The organism is Anoxybacillus mongoliensis, assembly GCF_014201515.1.
GTDB lineage: Bacteria > Bacillota > Bacilli > Bacillales > Anoxybacillaceae > Anoxybacillus > Anoxybacillus mongoliensis.
On sequence record NZ_JACHEQ010000012.1, the window covers coordinates 36,820 to 58,241 of the forward strand.

A 21,422-nucleotide genomic window follows, 5' to 3' on the forward strand; every position below is an offset into this window, starting at 1 on the left:
CGAGGTAGAAATGAAGTGGAGGGACGATTGTGGACACATTTCAATTAGTATCCGCTTATAAGCCGCAGGGCGATCAGCCGAAAGCGATCGCGAAGCTTGTCGAAGGCATTCAGCAAGGAAAAAAGCATCAAACGTTGCTTGGGGCAACAGGAACAGGAAAAACATTTACGATTTCAAACGTGATTCAACAAGTAAATAAACCGACGTTAGTCATCGCTCATAATAAAACTTTAGCGGGGCAGCTATATAGCGAGTTTAAACAATTTTTTCCCAATAACGCGGTCGAATATTTTGTTAGTTATTACGATTATTATCAGCCGGAAGCGTACGTGCCGCAAACGGATACGTACATTGAAAAAGATGCAAGCATCAACGACGAAATTGATAAATTGCGACATTCCGCAACGTCTGCGCTATTTGAACGACGCGACGTCATTATTATTGCCAGCGTTTCGTGTATTTATGGTTTAGGTTCGCCTGAGGAATATCGCGAACTTGTCGTTTCACTTCGCGTCGGTATGGAAATCGAGCGCGATCATTTGCTTCGTCGCCTTGTCGACATTCAATATGAACGAAACGATATTGATTTTCGTCGCGGAACGTTTCGGGTGCGCGGAGATGTTGTCGAAATCTTCCCTGCCTCACGGGATGAACATTGTATTCGCATTGAGTTTTTTGGTGATGAAATTGAGCGTATTCGCGAAGTAGATGCACTCACAGGACATGTGATGGCAGAGCGAGAACATGTGGCGATTTTCCCAGCCTCTCACTTCGTCACGCGTGAAGAGAAAATGAGAATCGCCATTGAAAATATTGAAAAGGAATTAGAAGAACGGCTTCGCGAGCTGCGTGAGCAAGGAAAATTACTTGAAGCGCAACGTTTAGAACAGCGGACGCGCTACGATATTGAAATGATGAAAGAAATGGGCTTTTGTTCAGGCATCGAAAACTATTCGCGCCATTTAACGTTGCGTCCATCGGGTTCAACGCCTTATACGTTGCTAGATTATTTTCCTGACGACTTTTTAATTGTCATCGACGAATCGCATGTGACATTGCCGCAAATTCGTGGCATGTATAACGGTGACAAGGCGAGAAAAGAAGTGCTTGTTGAACACGGCTTTCGTTTGCCGTCGGCGCTCGATAACCGTCCATTGACGTTTGAAGAATTTGAACAAAAAGTGAATCAAGTCATTTACGTTTCTGCGACACCGGGTCCGTATGAACTGGAACATTGTCCAGAAGTTGTCGAACAAATTATTCGTCCGACAGGATTGTTAGACCCGACGATTGATGTGCGACCAATTGCGGGACAAATTGACGATTTAGTTGATGAAATTCAAAAGCGCATAGAGCGCAAAGAACGAACCCTTGTGACGACGTTGACGAAAAAAATGGCGGAAGATTTAACCGATTATTTAAAAGATATCGGTATTCAAGTGGCGTATTTGCATTCGGAAATTAAGACGCTAGAACGAATTGAAATTATTCGCGACTTACGATTAGGCAAATATGATGTGCTCGTCGGCATTAACTTATTGCGGGAAGGGCTCGATATTCCAGAAGTGTCGCTTGTCGCGATTTTAGATGCCGATAAAGAAGGGTTTTTACGTTCTGAACGTTCGCTTATTCAAACGATTGGGCGGGCAGCGCGCAATGCGAACGGTCACGTCATTATGTATGCTGATACGATCACGAAATCAATGGAAATTGCGATCAATGAAACGAAGCGGCGACGCGCCATTCAAGAAGCGTATAACCGCGAGCACGGCATCGTGCCAAAAACGATTCAAAAAGACATTCCAGATGTCATTCGTGCCACATTTGCTGCGGAAGAAAAAGAAACGTATGAAACGAAAGATGTTCGTCATTTATCAAAAGAAGAACGCCTTGCGCTCATTGCCAAACTCGAACACGAAATGAAAGAAGCAGCAAAAGCGCTTCATTTTGAACGTGCTGCGGAACTGCGCGATCTCATTTTAGAATTGAAAGCTGAGGTGTAATCGATGGATCATATTGTCGTCAAAGGCGCACGAGCGCACAATTTAAAAAATATTGACGTCGTTATTCCGCGCAACAAACTCGTTGTGCTTACCGGTTTGTCTGGCTCAGGAAAATCATCGCTTGCATTTGACACGATTTATGCAGAAGGACAACGGCGGTATGTCGAATCGCTGTCGGCATACGCCCGTCAATTTTTAGGGCAAATGGATAAGCCCGATGTCGATTCGATTGAAGGGTTGTCGCCCGCCATTTCGATTGACCAAAAAACGACGAGCCGCAACCCGCGATCAACAGTCGGAACGGTCACAGAAATTTACGATTATTTGCGCTTACTATTTGCACGCATCGGTCGACCTGTTTGCCCGACGCATGGGATTGAAATTACGTCGCAAACGATTGAACAGATGGTTGACCACTTAATGCAATATCCAGAACGGACGAAAATGCAAATTTTAGCGCCTATCGTCTCCGGACGAAAAGGGACGCATGTCAAAACGTTAGAGGAGATTAAAAAACAAGGGTACGTGCGTGTCCGAGTTGACGGGGAATTGCGTGACGTATCGGAAGACATCGTGCTTGAAAAAAATAAAAAACACTCCATTGAAGTTGTCATCGATCGCATCATCATGAAAGAAGGCATTCAATCGCGCCTTGCTGATTCGCTTGAAACGGCGTTAAAGCTCGGTGACGGCAAAGTGCTCGTCGATGTGATTGGACAAGAAGAATTGTTGTTTAGTGAACATCATGCTTGTCCGCATTGTAGTTTTTCGATCGGTGAATTAGAGCCGCGTTTATTTTCATTTAACAGCCCATACGGCGCGTGTCCATCGTGCGACGGATTAGGAGCAAAACTGGAAGTCGATCTTGATTTAGTTATTCCAAATAAAGAGTTGACGCTTCGTGAGCATGCGCTCGCGCCATGGGAACCGCAAAGTTCGCAATATTATCCGCAATTGTTAGAAACGGTATGTCGCCATTACGGCATTGATATGGACGTGCCTGTCAAACAGTTGCCGAAACAACAGCTCGACCTTTTATTGTACGGATCAAACGGGGAAAAAATATATTTTCGTTATGAAAACGACTTTGGGCATGTGCGTGAAACGTATGTGGAATTTGAAGGTGTCGTGCGCAACGTTGAACGTCGTTATCGTGAAACGACGTCCGATTACGTACGGGAGCAAATGGAAAAATATATGACTGAACAGCCGTGTCCGACGTGTCATGGAAATCGACTAAAAAAAGAAAGTTTAGCGGTTTTCGTTGGCGGCAAACATATTGGCGAAGTGACGGCGATGTCGGTCAACGAGGCGCTTACGTTTTTTGAAATGCTTCAGCTGACGGAAAAAGAACAAAAAATCGCCCATCTCATTTTACGTGAAATTGTCGAGCGACTCGGCTTTTTAAAAAATGTTGGACTCGATTATTTAACGTTAAATCGCGCGGCAGGGACGCTTTCCGGTGGAGAGGCGCAGCGCATTCGACTAGCGACACAAATCGGATCGCGCTTAACGGGTGTATTATACGTGTTAGATGAACCGTCGATCGGGCTTCATCAGCGCGATAACGATCGGTTAATTGCGACGTTGCAAAACATGCGCGATTTAGGAAATACGCTCATTGTCGTTGAGCACGATGAAGATACGATGCTTGCGGCAGATTATTTAATTGACATCGGGCCGGGAGCAGGGGCGCACGGTGGACAAGTAGTCGCTGCAGGTACACCTGAACAAGTGATGAACGATCCACATTCGTTAACCGGTCAATATTTATCAGGGAAAAAATTTATTCCGCTTCCGATTGAACGAAGAAAGCCGGACGGGCGTTGGCTTGAAGTGATCGGGGCGCGAGAGAACAACTTAAAAAACGTCGATGTTCGCATTCCGCTTGGATTGTTTGTTGCGGTGACAGGCGTGTCGGGTTCAGGAAAAAGTACGCTTATTAATGAAATTTTGCATAAGGCGTTAGCGCAAAAACTACATCATGCGAAAGTGAAGCCGGGAGAGCATACGGACATTCGTGGCATTCATTATTTAGATAAAGTCATTGACATCGACCAGTCGCCAATCGGTCGAACCCCGCGCTCGAATCCTGCGACATATACGGGCGTCTTTGACGATATTCGCGATTTATTTGCGACGACGAACGAAGCGAAAATGCGCGGGTATCAAAAAGGGCGGTTTAGTTTTAACGTCAAAGGTGGTCGCTGTGAAGCATGTCGCGGCGATGGCATTATTAAAATTGAAATGCACTTTTTGCCTGATGTGTACGTCCCTTGTGAAGTATGTCACGGGAAACGGTACAACCGCGAAACGCTGGAAGTGAAATATAAAGATAAAAATATCGCCGAAGTGCTAGATATGACAGTGGAAGAAGCGCTCATGTTTTTCGAAAATATCCCGAAAATTAAACGAAAGTTACAAACGCTTTACGATGTCGGGCTCGGTTATATGCAACTCGGGCAGCCAGCTACGACGCTTTCTGGTGGCGAGGCGCAACGCGTAAAGTTAGCATCTGAGTTACATCGTCGCTCAACAGGGAGAACATTATACATTTTAGACGAACCGACAACCGGTTTGCATGTGGATGATATTGCCCGTTTATTACATGTTTTACAACGGCTTGTGGAGCAAGGAGATACGGTGCTTGTCATCGAGCACAATTTAGATGTCATTAAAACGGCAGACTATATTATTGATCTTGGACCAGAAGGTGGCGATGGGGGCGGACAAATTGTTGCGACAGGTACGCCAGAGGAAGTTGCTCAAATCGAGGGGTCATATACAGGACGATATTTACAACCGATTTTAGCGCGCGATCGCGAACGCATGCGTCAGCGCATACCGAGCGTATAACACGCTCGGTTTTTTTGTACGAAACTTTCCTTTCCAACAATCGTATGTATAAGTAAAGGAAAAAGGAGTTGATTTCGATGGAAGGAAATAAGTTGCTTGCGGCGTTATGTTATTTCAGCGTATTTTTTGCCCCGTTTTTATTTCCAATCATCGTTTATTTTGTCACAAAACATGAACGAGTAAAAGAGCATGCGAAAAAATCATTTTTGTCCCATCTCATCCCTATTGCGATTGTGGTTGCTACGGGTGGACTGTTTATGATTTTCGCTATCGCAGGTGTGGACGGATGGATCGGTCTTCCATTTATCGGGGTGGTGATCGGAGGCATCGTGCATGTCGTTATTATTGTTTGGAATATTATTAAAGGGATTCAAGTATTACAACAGTCGGGAGGAATGTATGAATGAAAAAGCTTGTAAGGCTTCGCCATGATCGCATGATTGCAGGTGTGTTAAGCGGATTAGCAGCTTATATGAATATGGACGCCACTGTTGTACGTTTACTGTTTGTCGCGCTATTATTAATTACCGGCATTATGCCGTTTGCGATTTTATACGCGCTTGCCATATTCATTATTCCAAATGAGGAGACCGTCATATGAGATGGCTTGTACGTACAGTGATTAACGCCGTTTTATTATTAGCGCTAGCTGGATATTTTGACTCCATTTATTTATCAAGCATTGGAGCCGCGCTCGTTGCAAGCATTCTTTTGTCTTTTCTCAATACGTTCGTTCGACCGTTACTTATTTTATTGACGCTTCCTGTGACTGTATTGACGTTCGGATTATTTTTATTCGTCATTAACGCAATCACACTAGCAATGACAGCTTCGCTCATGGGTAGTTCATTTGACATTGGCGGCTTTAGCAATGCGTTATTTGCATCGCTTGCGATCTCACTTTTTCATTTACTCATTGAGTCAGTACGAAAAGAAAAGTAAAACGTTCCGCTTCGTGCGTGAACGTTTTTATTTTGACGTGAAAGTGTTACAATGAGAAAAGGAAGAAGGAGGGATACGTATGCCAAAAGTACGAACAAAAGATTTAATTGATGAGTTTCAATTTGAGCTTGTAAGCGGGGCAGAGGGGATTCATCGCCCGATTACAACGAGTGACTTATCTCGTCCGGGCATTGAAATGGCCGGTTATTTTGCATATTATCCAGCGGAACGTGTACAATTGCTCGGGATGACAGAGCTGTCTTTTTTTGAAAGACTAACGCCTGTAGAAAAACGATTACGCATGGAAAAGTTATGTACGGATATTACGCCTGCGATTATCGTCTCACGCGGATTAGAAGTGCCAAAAGAATTGATTGAAGCATCGGAAAAAAAAGAAGTACCTGTCATGCGTTCAACGATGAAAACGACGCGGCTGGCTAGCCGTTTAACGAACTATTTAGAAAGTAAACTCGCGCCGACGACCGCTGTACACGGTGTGCTCGTTGATGTGTACGGTGTCGGTGTGCTCATCACAGGAAAAAGTGGTGTTGGAAAAAGTGAAACAGCGCTTGAGCTTGTGAAGCGCGGACATCGTCTCGTGGCAGATGATTGTGTCGAAATTCGCCAAGAGGATGAAAATTTACTTATCGGTAGCGCACCAGAGCTTATTGAACATTTGCTTGAAATTCGTGGACTCGGCATTATTAACGTCATGACGCTATTTGGGGCAGGAGCGGTGCGTCCGCATAAACGCATTTCGCTTGTCATCGATTTAGAATTATGGGATCCAAATAAACAATACGATCGTCTCGGACTTGAAGAGGAAAAAGTAAAAATTATTGATACCGAAGTGACAAAACTGACGATTCCTGTTCGTCCAGGACGAAATTTAGCGGTCATTATTGAAGTGGCAGCGATGAATTTCCGTTTGAAGCGCATGGGTGTGAATGCAGCGGAAGAATTTTCTGCCCGATTGGCTGATGCGATTGGCGATGCAGAGCACGATTATGAATGAGAGGATGGGTGTTCATGTTGTTACATATTGAACCGCTTGATCGCGTCTTTTTTCAACTCGGACCAATTACAATTTATTGGTACGGTGTTATTATTGCGACAGGCGTCTTGCTTGGGCTTTGGCTCGCTACGCGAGAAAGCGAACGGCTAGGGATAAGAAAAGAAACGTTTGTTGATCTTGTATTAATTGCTGTTCCAATTGCGATTGTATGTGCACGCGCGTATTACGTTATTTTTCAATGGGACTACTATTCACAGCACATAAGCGAAATTCCACAAATTTGGCACGGTGGCTTGGCGATTCACGGTGGTTTAATTGGTGCTATTGTGACAGGTGTCGTTTTTGCGAAAAAACGACGATTGTCGTTTTGGAAACTAGCGGATATTGCAGCACCGAGCATTATTTTAGGTCAGGCGATCGGCCGTTGGGGCAATTTTATGAATCAAGAAGCGCACGGGGGACCAGTATCACGAGCATTTTTAGAAAGTTTGCATTTGCCGGATTGGATCATTAATCAAATGTACATACAAGGACAATATTATCATCCGACGTTTTTATATGAATCGTTATGGAATACGCTCGGCTTTCTCGTTTTACTTGCGCTCCGAAGACGAAATTTACGACGAGGAGAATTATTTTTTACGTACATCATTTGGTATTCCATCGGGCGCTTTTTTATTGAAGGACTGCGGACAGACAGTTTAATGTTAACCGAGACGATTCGTATGGCTCAGTTTATTTCGCTTTTGCTTATCGTGTTTGCGGTCATGATGGTCGTTGTACGTCGCGTGCGCGGTTTAGCGAATGAGCGGTACAACGATTAAACGAGAGGGGGGGAAGCAACGTGCTTCAAAGGGGTTTGTTTGTTGGATTAAAAACGACATGGACGCTCGGAAAAGTGATTTTTCCGATTACGGTCATTGTGACACTTTTACAATACTCCCCCGTTTTACCGTGGGTGACAAACCTTTTAACGCCGATGATGCAGTGGATCGGTTTACCGGGAGATGCCGCGCTCGTTTTAGTGCTCGGCAATTTTTTAAATTTATATGCCGGTATTGGTGCGATGCTGACGATGGACTTGACGGTGAAAGAAGTGTTTATTTTAGCGGTGATGTTGTCGTTTTCACACAATATGCTTGTTGAGTCTGCGGTTGCTGCACAAGTAGGTGTTCGTGTTTGGTGGACGGTTGCTGTTCGCGTCAGTTTAGCATTCGTTTCTGCATGGATTATTCACGTTTTGTGGGATGGCGGAGAACAAATGGCGCAGTACGGATTTATGCCACAATCTTCAACCGTGCCTCATACGTGGGGGGAGATCGTTTGGACAGGAATCGAAAAAGCAATATACGGCATTGGACAGCTTGCGCTTATTATTATTCCGCTTATGATTGCGATTCAAGTGTTAAAAGAATTAAAGTGGCTCGACACGTTTTCGAAGTGGCTATCGCCATTTGCACGGTTGCTTGGCATTCGTGAAAACGCCTCGCTCACGATGGCAGCTGGTTTATTGTTCGGGCTTGCTTACGGTGCGGGCGTCATGATTCAGGCGGTGAAAGAAGACGGGGTGTCTAAAAAAGATTTAACATTGACGTTTTTATTTTTAGTTGCGTGTCATGCGGTAGTGGAAGATACGTTATTGTTCGTCCCGCTCGGCATTCCGGTATGGCCGTTGCTTGTTATACGGCTTGTCACCGCTGTTTTATTGACTGTTGCATTAAGCTTTATTTGGAATCGCATGGAACATCGAAAAAGAAAGGAAGCGACGTATGAATATTAATACGATTTTATTTGACTTAGACGGTACGCTTATTAATACGAACGATTTAATTATTGAATCATTTTTGCATACGCTCAATCATTATTATCCAAATCAATATACGCGCGAAGATGTGCTCGCCTTTATTGGCCCACCGTTACGTGATACGTTTGAAGCGATTGATCCAAATCGAGTTAATGAAATGATTGAAACGTATCGGGCATTTAATCATGCGCATCATGATGCGTTAGTGAAAGAATATGAAACGGTGTATGATACGGTACAAACGTTACACGAGCGAGGTTTTAAACTCGGCATCGTAACGACGAAAATTCGTCATACGGTCAATATGGGATTGAAGTTAACGAAGTTAGATTCGTTTTTCCAATGCATCATTACGCTCGATGATGTTGAACATGCGAAACCGCACCCTGAACCGATTGAAAAAGCGCTCGCTTGTTTACAAGCAAAGCCGGAAGAAACATTAATGGTTGGGGATAACCATCATGACATTTTAGCAGGGAAACATGCGGGGACAAAAACGGCAGGAGTCGCTTGGACGATTAAAGGACGAGAACATTTAGCGAAATACGAACCTGATTTTATGCTTGAAAAAATGAGCGATTTGTTAAGTATTTTAGGGGTGACGCCGCATTGAGAAAAACCGAACGTCATGTTGTCGAAGGAACGAACTCCTTATGGCAACTATATCGAACCGTTTCGTTTTGGAAAGTATTAAAAAATGTCATTGTCATTTTGATCGGGCGCTATACCCCGTTTTTCCCACTGAAAAACTGGTTATATCGCACGTTTTTGCGCATGGACATTGGCGAACATACGGCGTTAGCGTTTATGGTCATGCCAGATATTTTGTTTCCAGAGAAAATTCACATCGGTCATAACACAATTATTGGCTACAATACGACGATTTTAGCACATGAATATTTAGTAAATGAGTATCGGCTCGGAGACGTCATTATCGGCAACGATGTCATGATTGGAGCTAACACAACCATTTTGCCGGGTGTCACGATCGGGGATCGTGCTGTTGTTTCCGCAGGTACGCTCGTGCATCGCGATGTACCAGCTGGTGCATTCGTTGGCGGCAACCCGATGCAAATCATTCGTCTTAGCGAACGCTAAGGCGTTTTTTTATGAATAAAAAAGGAATTAAGTCGAAAAAAATCGAATGAGTTTGTAGTTGACGAAACGAAGAACGAGGAGTAAACTACAAATAACAAACTTTAATTTGCTAATATATTAGCGAACTAAAGTAAAAGAAGGACGGGACAAAGATGAGAGTATTTATGTTTGAAAAGCCGCTCGGCATGCGAGATACGTTGCCAGATGTATATAAAACGAAACGTGCATTACGGGAAGCAATGATGGCAGAAATCGAAACGTGGGGATATTCGTTTATTGAAACACCGACGTTAGAATATGATGAAACGGTTGGTGCCGCATCGGCGATTTTAGATCAGCAGTTATTTAAGTTGCTCGATCGGGAAGGGCATACGCTCGTGTTGCGTCCAGATATGACATCTCCCATTGCTCGCCTAGCAGCATCGAAATTATATAAGGAAGGGTGTCCGCTCCGTTTAGCGTATGCGGCGAATGTGTTTCGGGCTCAGCAACGTGAAGGAGGAAGACCGGCAGAGTTTGAGCAAGTGGGAGTGGAATACATTGGCGACGGCACGATGTATGCTGATGCAGAAGTAATCAGTTTAATGATTTTTGCTTTAAAGCGGGCAGGGTTGCGCGATTTCACTGTGACGATCGGTCATATCGGCTATGTGGATGCATTGTTTTTCGATATTTTGCGTCACGAACAACGTGTAGAAACGTTGCGTCGTTTTTTATATGAAAAAAATTATGTCGGCTATCGAGAGCACGTCAAATCGTTGCCACTCTCCTCGATTGATCGTGATCGCCTTTTACGTATCTTAACATTAAGAGGGGGAGAGGAAGTCGTCGCAGAAGCAAAAGCATTTGCCACAACAGAAGTGGAGCGACGGGCAGTTGATGAATTAGAACTATTATGGGCGCATATTGACCAATATGGCGTTACGGATATGGTGAAATTAGACATGAGTTTAGTGAGTCATATGAGCTACTATACTGGCGTCCTGTTTGAAGTATATGCGAAAAACGTTGGGTTTTTACTTGGGAACGGCGGGCGATATGATGAATTGCTAGCAAAATTTCACCGCCCCTCGCCTGCGACAGGATTTAGCGTCCGATTAGATCGCTTAATGGAGGCGCTTGGCGAAGGGCGAAACGATGAAAAAAAGACGTGCATTATTTTTAGTCAAGAACGTTTTGCGGAGGCGTATGCGAAAGCAGCGGAAATGAGGCGAAAAGGAGAAAAAGTTGTATTGCAACAAGTTTCAGGTATTCAGGATATGGATCAATTTACTGCATCATTTGACGATGTAGTGTACGTATTAGGGAAACGCGGAAAGGATGAACGATAATGCTGACGTTTGCGATGCCAAAAGGACGTATTTTTTCAGAAGCACTTTCTTTGTTAAAGCAGGCGGGTTATGACATTCCTGATGACTTAGAACATTCTCGAAAACTAATGATTGACGTCCCGAATGAACAGCTCCGCTTTATTTTAGCGAAGCCAATGGACGTTGTGACATATGTTGAACATGGGGTTGCGGATGTCGGCATCGCTGGAAAAGATGTGCTCCTTGAAGAAGAGCGAGATGTGTATGAAATGTTAGATTTGCGCATTAGCCCTTGTTATTTAGCGGTGGCAGGGCTCCCGAACACGCGCGTTCACCCGATTGCGCCAAGAGTCGCAACAAAATATCCAAATATTGCATCGACTTATTTTCGCGAGCAAGGGGAACAAGTAGAAATTATTAAATTAAACGGGTCTGTTGAATTAGCTCCGCTCATTGGCTTAGCTGAACGAATTGTTGATATTGTTTCGACAGGGCGAACGTTAAAGGAAAATGGGCTTGTTGAACTAGAACGAATTGTTGATGTAACATCGCGTTTTATTGTCAATCCAGTGAGTTATCGCATGCAAGATCGGGCGATTGAACAAATGGTTGATCGTTTAACATACGCGATCGAGAAAGCGGGGGAATGCAATGAAAATTGAGCGTGTGGAAGGAACAGTTTCGCTGCGACGGACGATCGAAAGCGGGACAGAAGAGCAAAGACGAGCAGTACAACAAATTATTGATGATGTGCGAAACAACGGAGATCGCGCATTAAAAAAATATACGGAGATGTTTGATGGCATTTCCTTTGATACGTTTGCTGTTACACAAGAAGAAATTGAGGAGGCGTATTGGCTCATTGATGAAGCCATGATACAAATCATTCGTGAAGCGGCGCAAAATATTCGCGAATATCACGAACGTCAACGTGCGACGTCATGGTTTATGACGCGTGACGATGGAACGATTCTCGGACAAAAAGTAACACCGCTTGATGCAGTCGGGTTATATGTGCCGGGTGGAACAGCCGCTTATCCATCATCGGTACTTATGAATGTCATTCCAGCACAAGTGGCTGGAGTGAAACGTATTGTCATCGTTTCTCCGCCAAATGAGCGCGGAACGTTGCCTGCGGCTGTTCTTGTTGCGGCATGTGAGCTTGGCGTTCAAGAGATATATAAAGTTGGGGGAGCCCAAGCGATTGCAGCACTAGCATACGGTACAGAGACGATCGAGCCGGTCGATAAAATTTTTGGACCTGGAAACATTTACGTCGCACTTGCTAAAAGGGAAGTGTTCGGTCAAGTCGATATTGATATGATTGCAGGGCCGAGTGAAATTGTCGTACTCGCTGATGAAACAGCAAAGCCGAACGAAATTGCGGCGGATTTATTATCGCAGGCAGAACATGATGAACGGGCGGTAAGTATATTGGTGACACCGTCTTTACAACTTGCTTTAAAAGTAGAGGAAGAGGTGGACAAACAGCTTGCTACCCTTCCGCGAAAAGAAATTGCTCAAAAAGCGATCAATGAATACGGGGTCATTTATGTGACCGATACGATGAAACAAGCGATTGATGTCGTAAATGAATTAGCACCCGAACATTTAGAAGTGATGACGGCTGAGCCGTTTGAAATATTAAGTGACATTCGACATGCGGGCGCGATCTTTTTAGGTTCGTACAGTTCTGAACCTGTAGGAGATTATTTTGCGGGGACGAATCATGTGTTGCCGACAAATGGGACGGCTCGTTTTTCGTCAGGACTAACAGTTGAGGCATTTATGAAAAAGTCAAGCATCGTTTTTTATAGCGAGCAAGCATGGCGGCAACATGCGTCAAAAATTGCGGCGTTTGCACGATTAGAAGGGCTTGAAGCACATGCACGAGCAGTAGAGGAACGATTGAAAAGGGGAGACAAATAATGCGGACAGCGACCATTCAACGAGCGACAAATGAAACACAAATTGAGCTAACGTTTGCGGTGGATGGAGAAGGGAAAGCGGAGTTGGACACAGGTGTGCCGTTTTTAACACATATGCTTGATTTATTTACAAAGCACGGACATTTTGACTTGTTTGTCAAAGCCAAAGGGGATACACATATTGACGACCATCATACGACAGAAGATATTGGCATTTGTTTAGGGCAAGCGATTCGCCAAGCACTCGGTGATAAAAAAGGAATTAGACGATACGGAAACGCGTTCGTTCCGATGGACGATGCGCTTGCACAAGTTGTCATCGATGTGAGCAATCGCCCGCATCTTGAGTTTCGTGGAGAGTTTCCAAGCCAAAAAGTAGGGACGTTTGATGTCGAGCTCGTGCATGAATTTTTATGGAAACTAGCATTAGAAGCACGAATGAATGTGCATGTCATCGTTCATTATGGGCGCAATACACATCATATGATTGAAGCGGTATTTAAAGCACTTGCACGCGCGCTAGATGAAGCCACGATGATTGATCCACGCGTCAAATCTGTACCGTCCACGAAAGGAATGTTGTAAATGATCGGCATTATTGATTATGGCATGGGCAATTTATATAGCGTCAGCAAAGCACTAGAGCGACTAAATGTACCGTACATCGTTGAAAGCGATCAAGACAAATTGCGCCAAGCAGATGGCTTCATTTTACCAGGCGTTGGCTCATTTAAAGATGCGATGCATATTTTAACGGAAACGAAGCTGGACTCTTTCATTCACGAACAAGTCGCAATAGGAAAACCGCTTCTTGGTATTTGTTTAGGCATGCAATTGTTGTTTGAAGGAAGCGAAGAAAATGGTTTGACATCTGGATTGCAGTTACTCCCAGGTCGCGTCGTCCGCTTTGCAGGGATGACAAAAGAAGGGAAGCGATATAAAGTGCCACATATGGGATGGAACGAACTTGTTTTCCATCAGCCATCTCCGCTTTTTGATCACGTTGAGCGAGGACACGTATATTTCGTGCACTCGTATTATGTGCAAGCGGATGACCCAACTGTTGTGTTAGCAAGTGCCCAATATGATGTAGAAGTTCCTGCTGTCGTTGGACGCGGAACGATATTTGGTACACAATTTCACCCAGAGAAAAGCGGAAAACTCGGGATGCGTCTATTGCAAAATTATGCGAGGGTTGTAGAAAGGGAGAGGGGCTAATGTTTACGATTTATCCAGCGATCGACATGCGCGATGGAAAATGTGTTCGCCTCGTGCAAGGAGATTACAATCAAGAAACAGTATATGGACACTCGCCAGTAGAGATGGCTCGCTCGTTTGTTTCACAAGGAGCGACATGGATTCATATGGTCGATTTAGATGGAGCGAAAGAAGGAAGGCGTGTAAATGACGCGTTTGTCGTTGAAGTGGCACAAACGCTTGCGGTGAACGTTCAAATTGGCGGCGGCATTCGTACAGAAGAAGATGTGGCGTATTATTTAGAACAAGGTGTGGCACGCGTCATTTTAGGGAGTGCTGCGATTTCGAATCCTTCATTTGTGAAAGCGATGCTTCGCACGTATGGTGAGCGAATTGTGATAGGTATTGATGCAAAAAACGGGTTTGTTGCGACAGAAGGGTGGACGCATACATCGACGATCGAAGCTGTTGAACTTGGCAAACAGCTCGCGGACGCTGGAGCAGAAACATTTATTTTTACAGATATTGCGACAGATGGGATGTTATCAGGACCAAATATCGAGGCAGTCGTTCGGTTAGCCAAAGCGACGAATAAACGTGTTATCGCTTCAGGAGGGATTCGTTCGCTCGATGATTTACGTGCCTTAAAGCAATTCGAAAACGAAGGAGTGGCTGGAGCGATTGTCGGTAAAGCGCTATATACAGGTAAGTTTACAGTTGCTGAGGCGTTAAAGGCGGTGGAGCAATGATCACAAAGCGAATTATTCCTTGTTTAGACGTGAAAGATGGACGCGTTGTCAAAGGTGTGCAATTTGTTTCGTTGCGTGATGCGGGTGATCCGGTAGAGCTTGCTCGTGTGTACGATGAACAAGGAGCTGACGAACTTGTTTTTTTAGATATTTCTGCGTCACACGAAGGTCGAAAAACGATGGTGGATGTCGTTCAGCGTGTTGCTGCGCAGCTTGCCATTCCGTTTACTGTCGGCGGTGGCATTAGTACGTTAGAAGATATGAAAACGATTTTGCGTGCTGGAGCGGACAAGGTATCGGTCAATACCGCGGCACTGTTGCGTCCAGAGTTGATTACAGAAGGAGCGAATTTTTTTGGTTCGCAATGTATCGTCGTGGCAATTGATGCGAAGTATGATTCAACGATGCAGTCGTGGCGCGTGTATACGCACGGTGGCCGCCGTCCGACAGATTGGGAAGTTGTCGCGTGGGCGAAAGAGGTTGTCAAGCGCGGAGCAGGAGAAATTTTATTAACGAGTATGGATCGCGATGGTGGAAAAGACGGTTTTGATTTGGCATTAACGAAACAAGTGAGTGAAGCAGTGTCTGTTCCTGTCATTGCATCAGGAGGGGCAGGATGCGCGCAACATTTTGTTGATGTGTTTCAAGTCGCTCAAGCGGATGCGGCGTTGGCGGCCTCTATTTTTCATTACAAAGAAACGTCTGTCCAACAAGTGAAACAGTACGTGCGTAAACAGGGGGTAAACGTTCGATGAATGTAAAAGCGGTTCGATTTAATGAACAAGGACTTGTTCCAGCGATTGTCCAAGATGCGCACAGTAAAGAAGTGCTGATGTTAGCATATATGAACGAGCAATCGCTACAAAAAACGTTGGAAACAAAAGAAACGTGGTTTTATAGTCGCTCCCGTCAAATGTTATGGCATAAAGGGGAAACATCAGGAAACGTCCAAAAAGTTGTTGATATTCGCTACGACTGCGATGCGGACACACTCCTTATTCTTGTTGAGCCGAAAGGACCGGCATGCCACACAGGAGAGTACTCTTGTTTTCATCATCGGTTGGAAGATGAAAAGCCTGTCGTCAAACGAGATCGTTTTGCGGTGCTAAATGTGTTAGAATCGGTTATTGCGGAGCGTGAGGCAAAACGTCCTGAAGGATCGTATACGACATATTTATTTGACAAAGGAATTGATAAAATTGCTAAAAAAGTTGGAGAAGAAGCGGCTGAAGTCATTATTGCAGCTAAAAATCGCTCAAAAGAAGAACTGAGATGGGAAGCGGCGGATTTATTGTATCATTTGCTCGTTTTGTTGCGTGAACAGCGCGTGTCGCTTGATGATGTTCTTTCCGTATTAGCTGAGCGTCATCGGTAACGCTTTTTTACCCATCCATGTTGTTCTGAAGCGAAAATGTGGTATACTTTCTTTCGGTGAAAGAAATCAACATGGAGGGTTCGATGGAAAAACATTTGCAAAAACGTGTCGGAAAAGTCATCCCGTTTATTCAAGACGGTACGTACTTTTTTAATAAAGGTGTCACATGTTATCGCCGCCGCGATTTGCGTAAAGCGAAAGCATATTTGCAACGTGCGGTGCAACTCGAGCCAGAACAAAGTACATTTGCTTGCCAACTGGCGATTGTATTGTCAGAATTGGGGGAATATGCGCAATCGAACGAATGGCTATTGCGCATTATTGAACATAATGATGATTTAACGGAATGTTTTTATTTTTTGGCTAACAATTATGCCCATTTAGGATTGTTTGGCGAGGCGACGAAATATGCGGAACAGTATATGGAGCGCGAGCCGGATGGGGAGTTTGCCGAGTATACGCTCGATCTATTAGACATTTTAACGATTGAGCAAGACGATGATGAGTGGCTGAATTACGATGATATGTTAATGAAGCAAGAACAAGCTCGTGCGTTGCTTGAAAAAGGTGAGTTTCAAGAAGCGATTACTTTGTTTGAAGAAATGATTGAACAACATCCAGAGCATTGGGCAGCTTACAACAACTTAGCACTAGCCTATTTTTATCAAGGGAACGTCGGGAAAGCGAGACAAACGATCGAATACATTTTGAAACAAAATCCAGGCAATTTGCATGCTCTTTGCAACGATGCGGTGTTTTCGTACTATTTGCAAGAACAAGAGCGGTTATTTTCACTTACTCAGTCGTTACAGCGCGTATATCCGATTTCATTTGAACATCGGTATAAGCTCGGGGTGACGTTTGCAATTGTCGGGCGCTACGATTTAGCGTTCCAATGGTTGCGGCAATTACAACGCCGTGGTTTCGAAGGGGATGCCCCATTTTATTATTGGTACGCATATGCGGCATATCATATGGGATATCGCATGTTGGCGGAGTCGATGTGGAACAAATTCATTGCGCTTCATCCAGATAAAAAGGGGAGTGAACCGTGGCGTTATCGGGAGCAGACGATCGAACACATTCAATCGTTATTTGCAAAGCAAGATGTCGCTTCTTCCTTATATGCTTTATATGTAATCAGCAAATCGTTTATGACGAGCGATTGTCCGTTTCCAAAACAGTCATGGTCTCATCCACTTCTCCAGCAATGGAGCGACTACGTATATGGTCATGAACAACAAGTGCCGCCATATATTGTCGATGCCCATCACATCGTGACGTTGCTTATTCAACATAATGGGTTTGAATATGAGCCGTTATACATTGCTTGGTTTTCTTTTTTTGTCGAGGCGATGAAGGGAATCGATTCATTTTCTAATCATCAAGCGTGGGCGGCGGCGTTTGAATATATGTTTCGGAAACATCGTGGTGAGCGTGTAACGCAGCGAATGCTTGCGGAACGTTATGGGGTGTCCGTCGCAACAATCGGAAAGTATGTAAAAGTGATTAAACAGAAGTGGCACGAATGAGCAAGTTAATGGACGCCTTTTCTTTTGTTGTATTACGATAGAAATATGGAAACGATAAAATAGAAAGCTATGCGTAAAGAAAGGGTGAAAGAGACGTGTCACAAGAAAAAATTTATGACGTCATTATTATCGGTGCAGGACCTGCAGGAATGACGGCGGCAGTATATACTTCTCGGGCGAATTTGTCGACACTCATGCTTGAACGCGGGGTTCCCGGCGGTCAAATGGCAAATACAGAAGAAGTAGAAAACTATCCAGGTTATGACCATATTCTTGGGCCTGAATTAGCAACAAAAATGTTTGAACATGCGAAAAAATTTGGTGCTGAATATGCATACGGCGATGTAAAAGAAGTGATTGATGGCGACGAATATAAAACAGTTGTAACGAGCAATCAACAATATAAAGCGCGTGCGATTATTATTGCAACAGGAGCGGAGTATAAAAAGCTTGGTGTTCCTGGTGAGAAAGAATTAGGGGGACGTGGTGTTTCATATTGTGCGGTGTGCGATGGAGCGTTTTTTAAAGGCAAAGAACTTGTCGTTGTCGGCGGAGGAGATTCAGCCGTTGAAGAAGGTGTATATTTAACTCGTTTTGCAAGTAAAGTGACGATTGTTCACCGTCGCGACCAGTTGCGTGCGCAAAAAATTTTACAGCAACGAGCGTTTGCGAACGAGAAAATTGATTTTATTTGGAATCATACAGTCAAGCAAATTAACGAGAAAGATGGCCGTGTTGGCAGTGTGACACTCGTTCATACACAAACAGGGGAAGAGCGTGAATTCCCGTGTGATGGCGTGTTCATTTACATCGGAATGGTACCGTTGACAAAGCCATTTGCTTCACTTGGCATTACGAATGAAAATGGCTACATTGAAACGAATGAACTAATGGAAACAAAAGTGCCTGGCATTTTTGCCGCGGGGGATGTCCGTGAAAAGTCGCTTCGCCAAATTGTTACAGCAACAGGTGACGGTAGCATTGCGGCACAAAGCGCCCAACATTACGTGGAAGAATTGAAGGAAAAGCTTAACATTCAGTAATGAAAACGTAATGTCGCTTTAATTGAACTGTAACACGTTTGAAATAATAAAAGAGTATGATAAAAGTAAGTAATTGACCCCCTTTTTATATACACTTGTTGGCACGGGCTTTCGTCCCGTGCTTTCTTTTTTGCTTATGGCCATGAAAACGTTTCAAAATTTATACTTTGTGACCTTTTGTAAGAAATAGTATAATGGAGAAAACATATTCATTATTGAGGTGAACGGACGTTGCAACGAGTGACGAACTGTGTATTAGTGAAAGACGGACACGTTCTTTTATTAAAAAAACCTCGGCGTGGTTGGTGGGTAGCGCCCGGTGGGAAAATGGAACAAGGAGAATCGATACGTGAAGCTTGTGTGCGAGAATATCGCGAAGAAACAGGCGTTTATTTGAAAAAACCTCAATTAAAAGGCGTATTTACGTTTGTAATGAAACGAGGGGAAGAAGTCGTTTCCGAATGGATGATGTTTACGTTTTTTGCGGAACATTTTGATGGTGAAAACGTATTACAATGTGAAGAAGGGGAGCTCGCTTGGCATCCAATTGAACAAATTCCAACATTGCCGATGGCGCCAGGCGATTATCATATTATTGATTATGTCATTAAGGGAACGGGAATCATGTATGGCACGTTTACGTATACGGAGGAATTTGAGTTGTTGTCTTACCGACTTGATCCGAGTTAAAGAAAGGGGGAAACAGCGATGAGCACAGGTTCAGCACATGTTCAAATGGTTATTATTACAGGGATGTCAGGGGCAGGAAAAACGGTTGCCATTCAAAGTTTTGAAGATTTAGGCTATTTTTGTGTCGATAATTTACCGCCGACGTTGTTACCGAAGTTTCTTGAATTAATTCGGGAATCGGGCAATAAAATGAATAAAATTGCGCTTGTCATGGATTTGCGGAGCCGTGACTTTTTTGACCGTCTTTTTGCTGCACTTGATGATTTAGCAGAAACGTCATGGGTAACCCCACAAATTTTATTTTTAGATGCAAGTGATACAACGCTTGTGAGTCGTTATAAAGAAACGCGTCGCTCACATCCCCTTGCCCCTAGCGGATTGCCGCTTGAAGGGATAAAGCTTGAGCGCCAGTTACTTGAAGAATTAAAAGGGCGCGCGCAAATGATTATTGATACGTCCAACTTAAAACCACGTGAACTGCGTGAAAAAATTGTGCAAACATTCGCTACACCTGCAACGACAACTTTTTCTGTCAATGTCGTTTCATTTGGTTTTAAATACGGTCTGCCAATTGATGCGGATCTCGTTTTTGATGTTCGTTTTTTACCAAACCCACATTATATCGAGCATATGCGTCCGAAAACGGGGCTAGATGAGGAAGTATCATCTTACGTTTTGAAGTGGACGGAAACGCAAAAATTTATTGAAAAAGTAACAGATTTGCTTTCGTTTATGCTTCCACATTATAAACGGGAAGGAAAAAGCCAAGTTGTCATTGCCATTGGATGCACAGGTGGACAGCATCGTTCTGTTACGTTAGCAGAGTATATTGGACGCCATTTTGCTGACGAGTATACCACACACGTATCACATCGAGATATTGCAAAAAGAAAGGATATACATCGATGAAAAAAATTGTTGTTATCGGTGGGGGGACGGGTCTTCCTGTATTGCTCCGGGGGCTCAAACAATACGACGTCGATTTAACAGCGATTGTTACTGTTGCAGATGACGGTGGAAGTTCGGGAAGGTTGCGCGATGAACTTGATATGCCCCCACCTGGAGATATTCGTAATGTGCTTGCTGCTCTTTCTGACGTAGAACCGCTTATTATCGAATTGTTTCAACATCGATTTGAAAATGGAAACGGGTTATCAGGTCATTCGCTTGGCAATCTAATTTTAGCAGCGATGACGTCGATCACTGGCGATTTTGTACGTGCTGTCCGTGAAATGGGGAAAGTGCTCAATGTACGTGGAAAAGTGTTGCCAGCCGCTAATGAAAGTGTCGTTTTGCATGCTGAAATGGAAGATGGGACGATCGTATCGGGTGAGTCAAAAATTCCGTATTCGGGGAAAAAAATTAAACGTGTATTTTTAACCCCCGAAAATATCGAACCACTTGAAGAAACGGTTACAGAATTACGGACGGCAGACTTAATTGTTATTGGACCCGGCAGTTTATACACGAGCATTTTACCGAACTTACTCGTTCCTAAAATTGGCGAAGAGGTATGTAAATCGAAGGCGAAAAAAGTATATATATGCAACGTCATGACCCAGGCAGGGGAAACATTAAACTATACGGCGAGCGATCATGTACAAGCGCTTTATGATCATATGGCGTGTGCATTTTTAGATGCCGTCATTGTCAATGATGCCCCGATTTTGCCAGAAACAAAAGAGCGATATGCGAAAGAATTTGCTGCACCGGTCGTTTGTGATACACGAGAGTTAGAAGCGCTCGGTTTACAAGTCATTTGTGATGCGCTCATTGATGAACGAGATGGAACGGTGCGTCATGATACGAAAAAAATAGCGGCGTTGCTCGTTTCGCTTCTTGCACCTCCTTCGCACGACACACATGTATAGGAGGTGGAA

At 44.0% G+C, this 21,422-nt stretch carries 23 protein-coding genes; all 23 read left to right on the forward strand.

What is annotated here, in order from left to right; all coding sequences use genetic code 11:
- The first annotated feature begins 29 nt into the window (after positions 1–29).
- The gene (gene uvrB, locus HNR43_RS10745; protein ID WP_425486538.1) at positions 30–2,003 is read left to right on the forward strand and encodes an excinuclease ABC subunit UvrB; all 1,974 of its coding nucleotides are present in this window, start codon (positions 30–32) and stop codon (positions 2,001–2,003) included.
- A gap of 3 nt (positions 2,004–2,006) precedes the next feature.
- Positions 2,007–4,859 (forward strand): excinuclease ABC subunit UvrA, encoded by a 2,853-nt coding sequence (uvrA, locus tag HNR43_RS10750; protein ID WP_183243787.1) that lies wholly within the window; start codon positions 2,007–2,009, stop codon positions 4,857–4,859.
- Between the two features lie 77 nt (positions 4,860–4,936).
- Positions 4,937–5,266: a magnetosome magnetite crystal formation protein family gene (locus HNR43_RS10755; RefSeq protein ID WP_183243789.1), complete on the forward strand. Its 330-nt coding sequence runs from the start codon at positions 4,937–4,939 to the stop codon at positions 5,264–5,266.
- The gene (locus tag HNR43_RS10760; protein WP_183243791.1) at positions 5,263–5,460 is read left to right on the forward strand and encodes a PspC domain-containing protein; all 198 of its coding nucleotides are present in this window, start codon (positions 5,263–5,265) and stop codon (positions 5,458–5,460) included. The genes HNR43_RS10755 and HNR43_RS10760 overlap by 4 nt, the downstream gene beginning before the upstream one ends.
- A complete protein-coding gene (locus HNR43_RS10765; protein ID WP_183243793.1) occupies positions 5,457–5,801 on the forward strand; it encodes a phage holin family protein in 345 nt (114 codons plus the stop codon). Before HNR43_RS10760 ends, HNR43_RS10765 begins: the two co-directional genes overlap by 4 nt.
- Positions 5,802–5,880: 79 nt before the next feature.
- On the forward strand, positions 5,881–6,816 hold the full coding sequence (hprK, locus tag HNR43_RS10770) for an HPr(Ser) kinase/phosphatase (protein ID WP_009362312.1): 936 nt from the start codon (positions 5,881–5,883) through the stop codon (positions 6,814–6,816).
- A gap of 14 nt (positions 6,817–6,830) precedes the next feature.
- A complete protein-coding gene (gene lgt / locus HNR43_RS10775; RefSeq protein WP_183243795.1) occupies positions 6,831–7,640 on the forward strand; it encodes a prolipoprotein diacylglyceryl transferase in 810 nt (269 codons plus the stop codon).
- Positions 7,641–7,660: 20 nt separating this feature from the next.
- Complete coding sequence (locus tag HNR43_RS10780; protein ID WP_183243797.1) at positions 7,661–8,596, forward strand: nucleoside recognition domain-containing protein; 936 nt, start codon at positions 7,661–7,663, stop codon at positions 8,594–8,596.
- The gene (ppaX, locus tag HNR43_RS10785; protein WP_183243799.1) at positions 8,586–9,233 is read left to right on the forward strand and encodes a pyrophosphatase PpaX; all 648 of its coding nucleotides are present in this window, start codon (positions 8,586–8,588) and stop codon (positions 9,231–9,233) included. The genes HNR43_RS10780 and ppaX overlap by 11 nt, the downstream gene beginning before the upstream one ends.
- Positions 9,230–9,718 carry an acyltransferase gene (locus HNR43_RS10790; protein ID WP_055441750.1) on the forward strand — a complete coding sequence of 163 codons (489 nt, stop codon included), beginning with the start codon at positions 9,230–9,232 and terminating at the stop codon, positions 9,716–9,718. The genes ppaX and HNR43_RS10790 overlap by 4 nt, the downstream gene beginning before the upstream one ends.
- A gap of 152 nt (positions 9,719–9,870) precedes the next feature.
- Positions 9,871–11,049 carry an ATP phosphoribosyltransferase regulatory subunit gene (locus HNR43_RS10795; protein WP_183243801.1) on the forward strand — a complete coding sequence of 393 codons (1,179 nt, stop codon included), beginning with the start codon at positions 9,871–9,873 and terminating at the stop codon, positions 11,047–11,049.
- Complete coding sequence (gene hisG, locus HNR43_RS10800; protein WP_183243803.1) at positions 11,049–11,690, forward strand: ATP phosphoribosyltransferase; 642 nt, start codon at positions 11,049–11,051, stop codon at positions 11,688–11,690. The genes HNR43_RS10795 and hisG overlap by 1 nt, the downstream gene beginning before the upstream one ends.
- Positions 11,680–12,957, forward strand: coding sequence for a histidinol dehydrogenase (hisD, locus tag HNR43_RS10805; RefSeq protein WP_183243806.1), 1,278 nt, complete (start codon positions 11,680–11,682; stop codon positions 12,955–12,957). The genes hisG and hisD overlap by 11 nt, the downstream gene beginning before the upstream one ends.
- On the forward strand, positions 12,954–13,541 hold the full coding sequence (gene hisB, locus HNR43_RS10810; RefSeq protein WP_183243847.1) for an imidazoleglycerol-phosphate dehydratase HisB: 588 nt from the start codon (positions 12,954–12,956) through the stop codon (positions 13,539–13,541). Before hisD ends, hisB begins: the two co-directional genes overlap by 4 nt.
- Positions 13,542–14,174, forward strand: coding sequence for an imidazole glycerol phosphate synthase subunit HisH (gene hisH, locus HNR43_RS10815; protein WP_183243808.1), 633 nt, complete (start codon positions 13,542–13,544; stop codon positions 14,172–14,174).
- Positions 14,174–14,902: a 1-(5-phosphoribosyl)-5-[(5-phosphoribosylamino)methylideneamino]imidazole-4-carboxamide isomerase gene (gene hisA, locus HNR43_RS10820; protein WP_055441744.1), complete on the forward strand. Its 729-nt coding sequence runs from the start codon at positions 14,174–14,176 to the stop codon at positions 14,900–14,902. The genes hisH and hisA overlap by 1 nt, the downstream gene beginning before the upstream one ends.
- Positions 14,899–15,657, forward strand: a complete 759-nt coding sequence (hisF, locus tag HNR43_RS10825; protein ID WP_183243810.1) for an imidazole glycerol phosphate synthase subunit HisF — start codon at positions 14,899–14,901, stop codon at positions 15,655–15,657. Before hisA ends, hisF begins: the two co-directional genes overlap by 4 nt.
- Positions 15,654–16,277 (forward strand): bifunctional phosphoribosyl-AMP cyclohydrolase/phosphoribosyl-ATP diphosphatase HisIE, encoded by a 624-nt coding sequence (gene hisIE / locus HNR43_RS10830; RefSeq protein ID WP_183243812.1) that lies wholly within the window; start codon positions 15,654–15,656, stop codon positions 16,275–16,277. Before hisF ends, hisIE begins: the two co-directional genes overlap by 4 nt.
- A gap of 83 nt (positions 16,278–16,360) precedes the next feature.
- On the forward strand, positions 16,361–17,809 hold the full coding sequence (locus tag HNR43_RS10835) for a tetratricopeptide repeat protein (protein WP_183243814.1): 1,449 nt from the start codon (positions 16,361–16,363) through the stop codon (positions 17,807–17,809).
- A gap of 95 nt (positions 17,810–17,904) precedes the next feature.
- Positions 17,905–18,852 (forward strand): thioredoxin-disulfide reductase, encoded by a 948-nt coding sequence (trxB, locus tag HNR43_RS10840; RefSeq protein WP_183243816.1) that lies wholly within the window; start codon positions 17,905–17,907, stop codon positions 18,850–18,852.
- A 231-nt stretch (positions 18,853–19,083) separates the two neighbouring features.
- Positions 19,084–19,542, forward strand: a complete 459-nt coding sequence (locus HNR43_RS10845) for an NUDIX hydrolase (RefSeq protein ID WP_032101178.1) — start codon at positions 19,084–19,086, stop codon at positions 19,540–19,542.
- A gap of 18 nt (positions 19,543–19,560) precedes the next feature.
- Positions 19,561–20,451, forward strand: a complete 891-nt coding sequence (gene rapZ / locus HNR43_RS10850) for an RNase adapter RapZ (RefSeq protein ID WP_183243818.1) — start codon at positions 19,561–19,563, stop codon at positions 20,449–20,451.
- On the forward strand, positions 20,448–21,413 hold the full coding sequence (locus HNR43_RS10855; RefSeq protein ID WP_183243820.1) for a gluconeogenesis factor YvcK family protein: 966 nt from the start codon (positions 20,448–20,450) through the stop codon (positions 21,411–21,413). Before rapZ ends, HNR43_RS10855 begins: the two co-directional genes overlap by 4 nt.
- The last annotated feature ends 9 nt before the right edge of the window (positions 21,414–21,422 follow it).

Bases quoted from the DNA above. Each gene is read 5' to 3' on its own strand.
- uvrA (WP_183243787.1), top strand. From the start codon at position 2,007: ATGGATCATATTGTCGTCAAAGGCGCACGAGCGCACAATTTAAAAAAT.
- HNR43_RS10755 (WP_183243789.1), top strand. From the start codon at position 4,937: ATGGAAGGAAATAAGTTGCTTGCGGCGTTATGTTATTTCAGCGTATTT.
- HNR43_RS10760 (WP_183243791.1), top strand. From the start codon at position 5,263: ATGAAAAAGCTTGTAAGGCTTCGCCATGATCGCATGATTGCAGGTGTG.
- HNR43_RS10765 (WP_183243793.1), top strand. From the start codon at position 5,457: ATGAGATGGCTTGTACGTACAGTGATTAACGCCGTTTTATTATTAGCG.
- hprK (WP_009362312.1), top strand. From the start codon at position 5,881: ATGCCAAAAGTACGAACAAAAGATTTAATTGATGAGTTTCAATTTGAG.
- lgt (WP_183243795.1), top strand. From the start codon at position 6,831: ATGTTGTTACATATTGAACCGCTTGATCGCGTCTTTTTTCAACTCGGA.
- ppaX (WP_183243799.1), top strand. From the start codon at position 8,586: ATGAATATTAATACGATTTTATTTGACTTAGACGGTACGCTTATTAAT.
- HNR43_RS10795 (WP_183243801.1), top strand. From the start codon at position 9,871: ATGAGAGTATTTATGTTTGAAAAGCCGCTCGGCATGCGAGATACGTTG.
- hisG (WP_183243803.1), top strand. From the start codon at position 11,049: ATGCTGACGTTTGCGATGCCAAAAGGACGTATTTTTTCAGAAGCACTT.
- hisD (WP_183243806.1), top strand. From the start codon at position 11,680: ATGAAAATTGAGCGTGTGGAAGGAACAGTTTCGCTGCGACGGACGATC.
- hisH (WP_183243808.1), top strand. From the start codon at position 13,542: ATGATCGGCATTATTGATTATGGCATGGGCAATTTATATAGCGTCAGC.
- hisA (WP_055441744.1), top strand. From the start codon at position 14,174: ATGTTTACGATTTATCCAGCGATCGACATGCGCGATGGAAAATGTGTT.
- hisF (WP_183243810.1), top strand. From the start codon at position 14,899: ATGATCACAAAGCGAATTATTCCTTGTTTAGACGTGAAAGATGGACGC.
- hisIE (WP_183243812.1), top strand. From the start codon at position 15,654: ATGAATGTAAAAGCGGTTCGATTTAATGAACAAGGACTTGTTCCAGCG.
- HNR43_RS10835 (WP_183243814.1), top strand. From the start codon at position 16,361: ATGGAAAAACATTTGCAAAAACGTGTCGGAAAAGTCATCCCGTTTATT.
- rapZ (WP_183243818.1), top strand. From the start codon at position 19,561: ATGAGCACAGGTTCAGCACATGTTCAAATGGTTATTATTACAGGGATG.
- HNR43_RS10855 (WP_183243820.1), top strand. From the start codon at position 20,448: ATGAAAAAAATTGTTGTTATCGGTGGGGGGACGGGTCTTCCTGTATTG.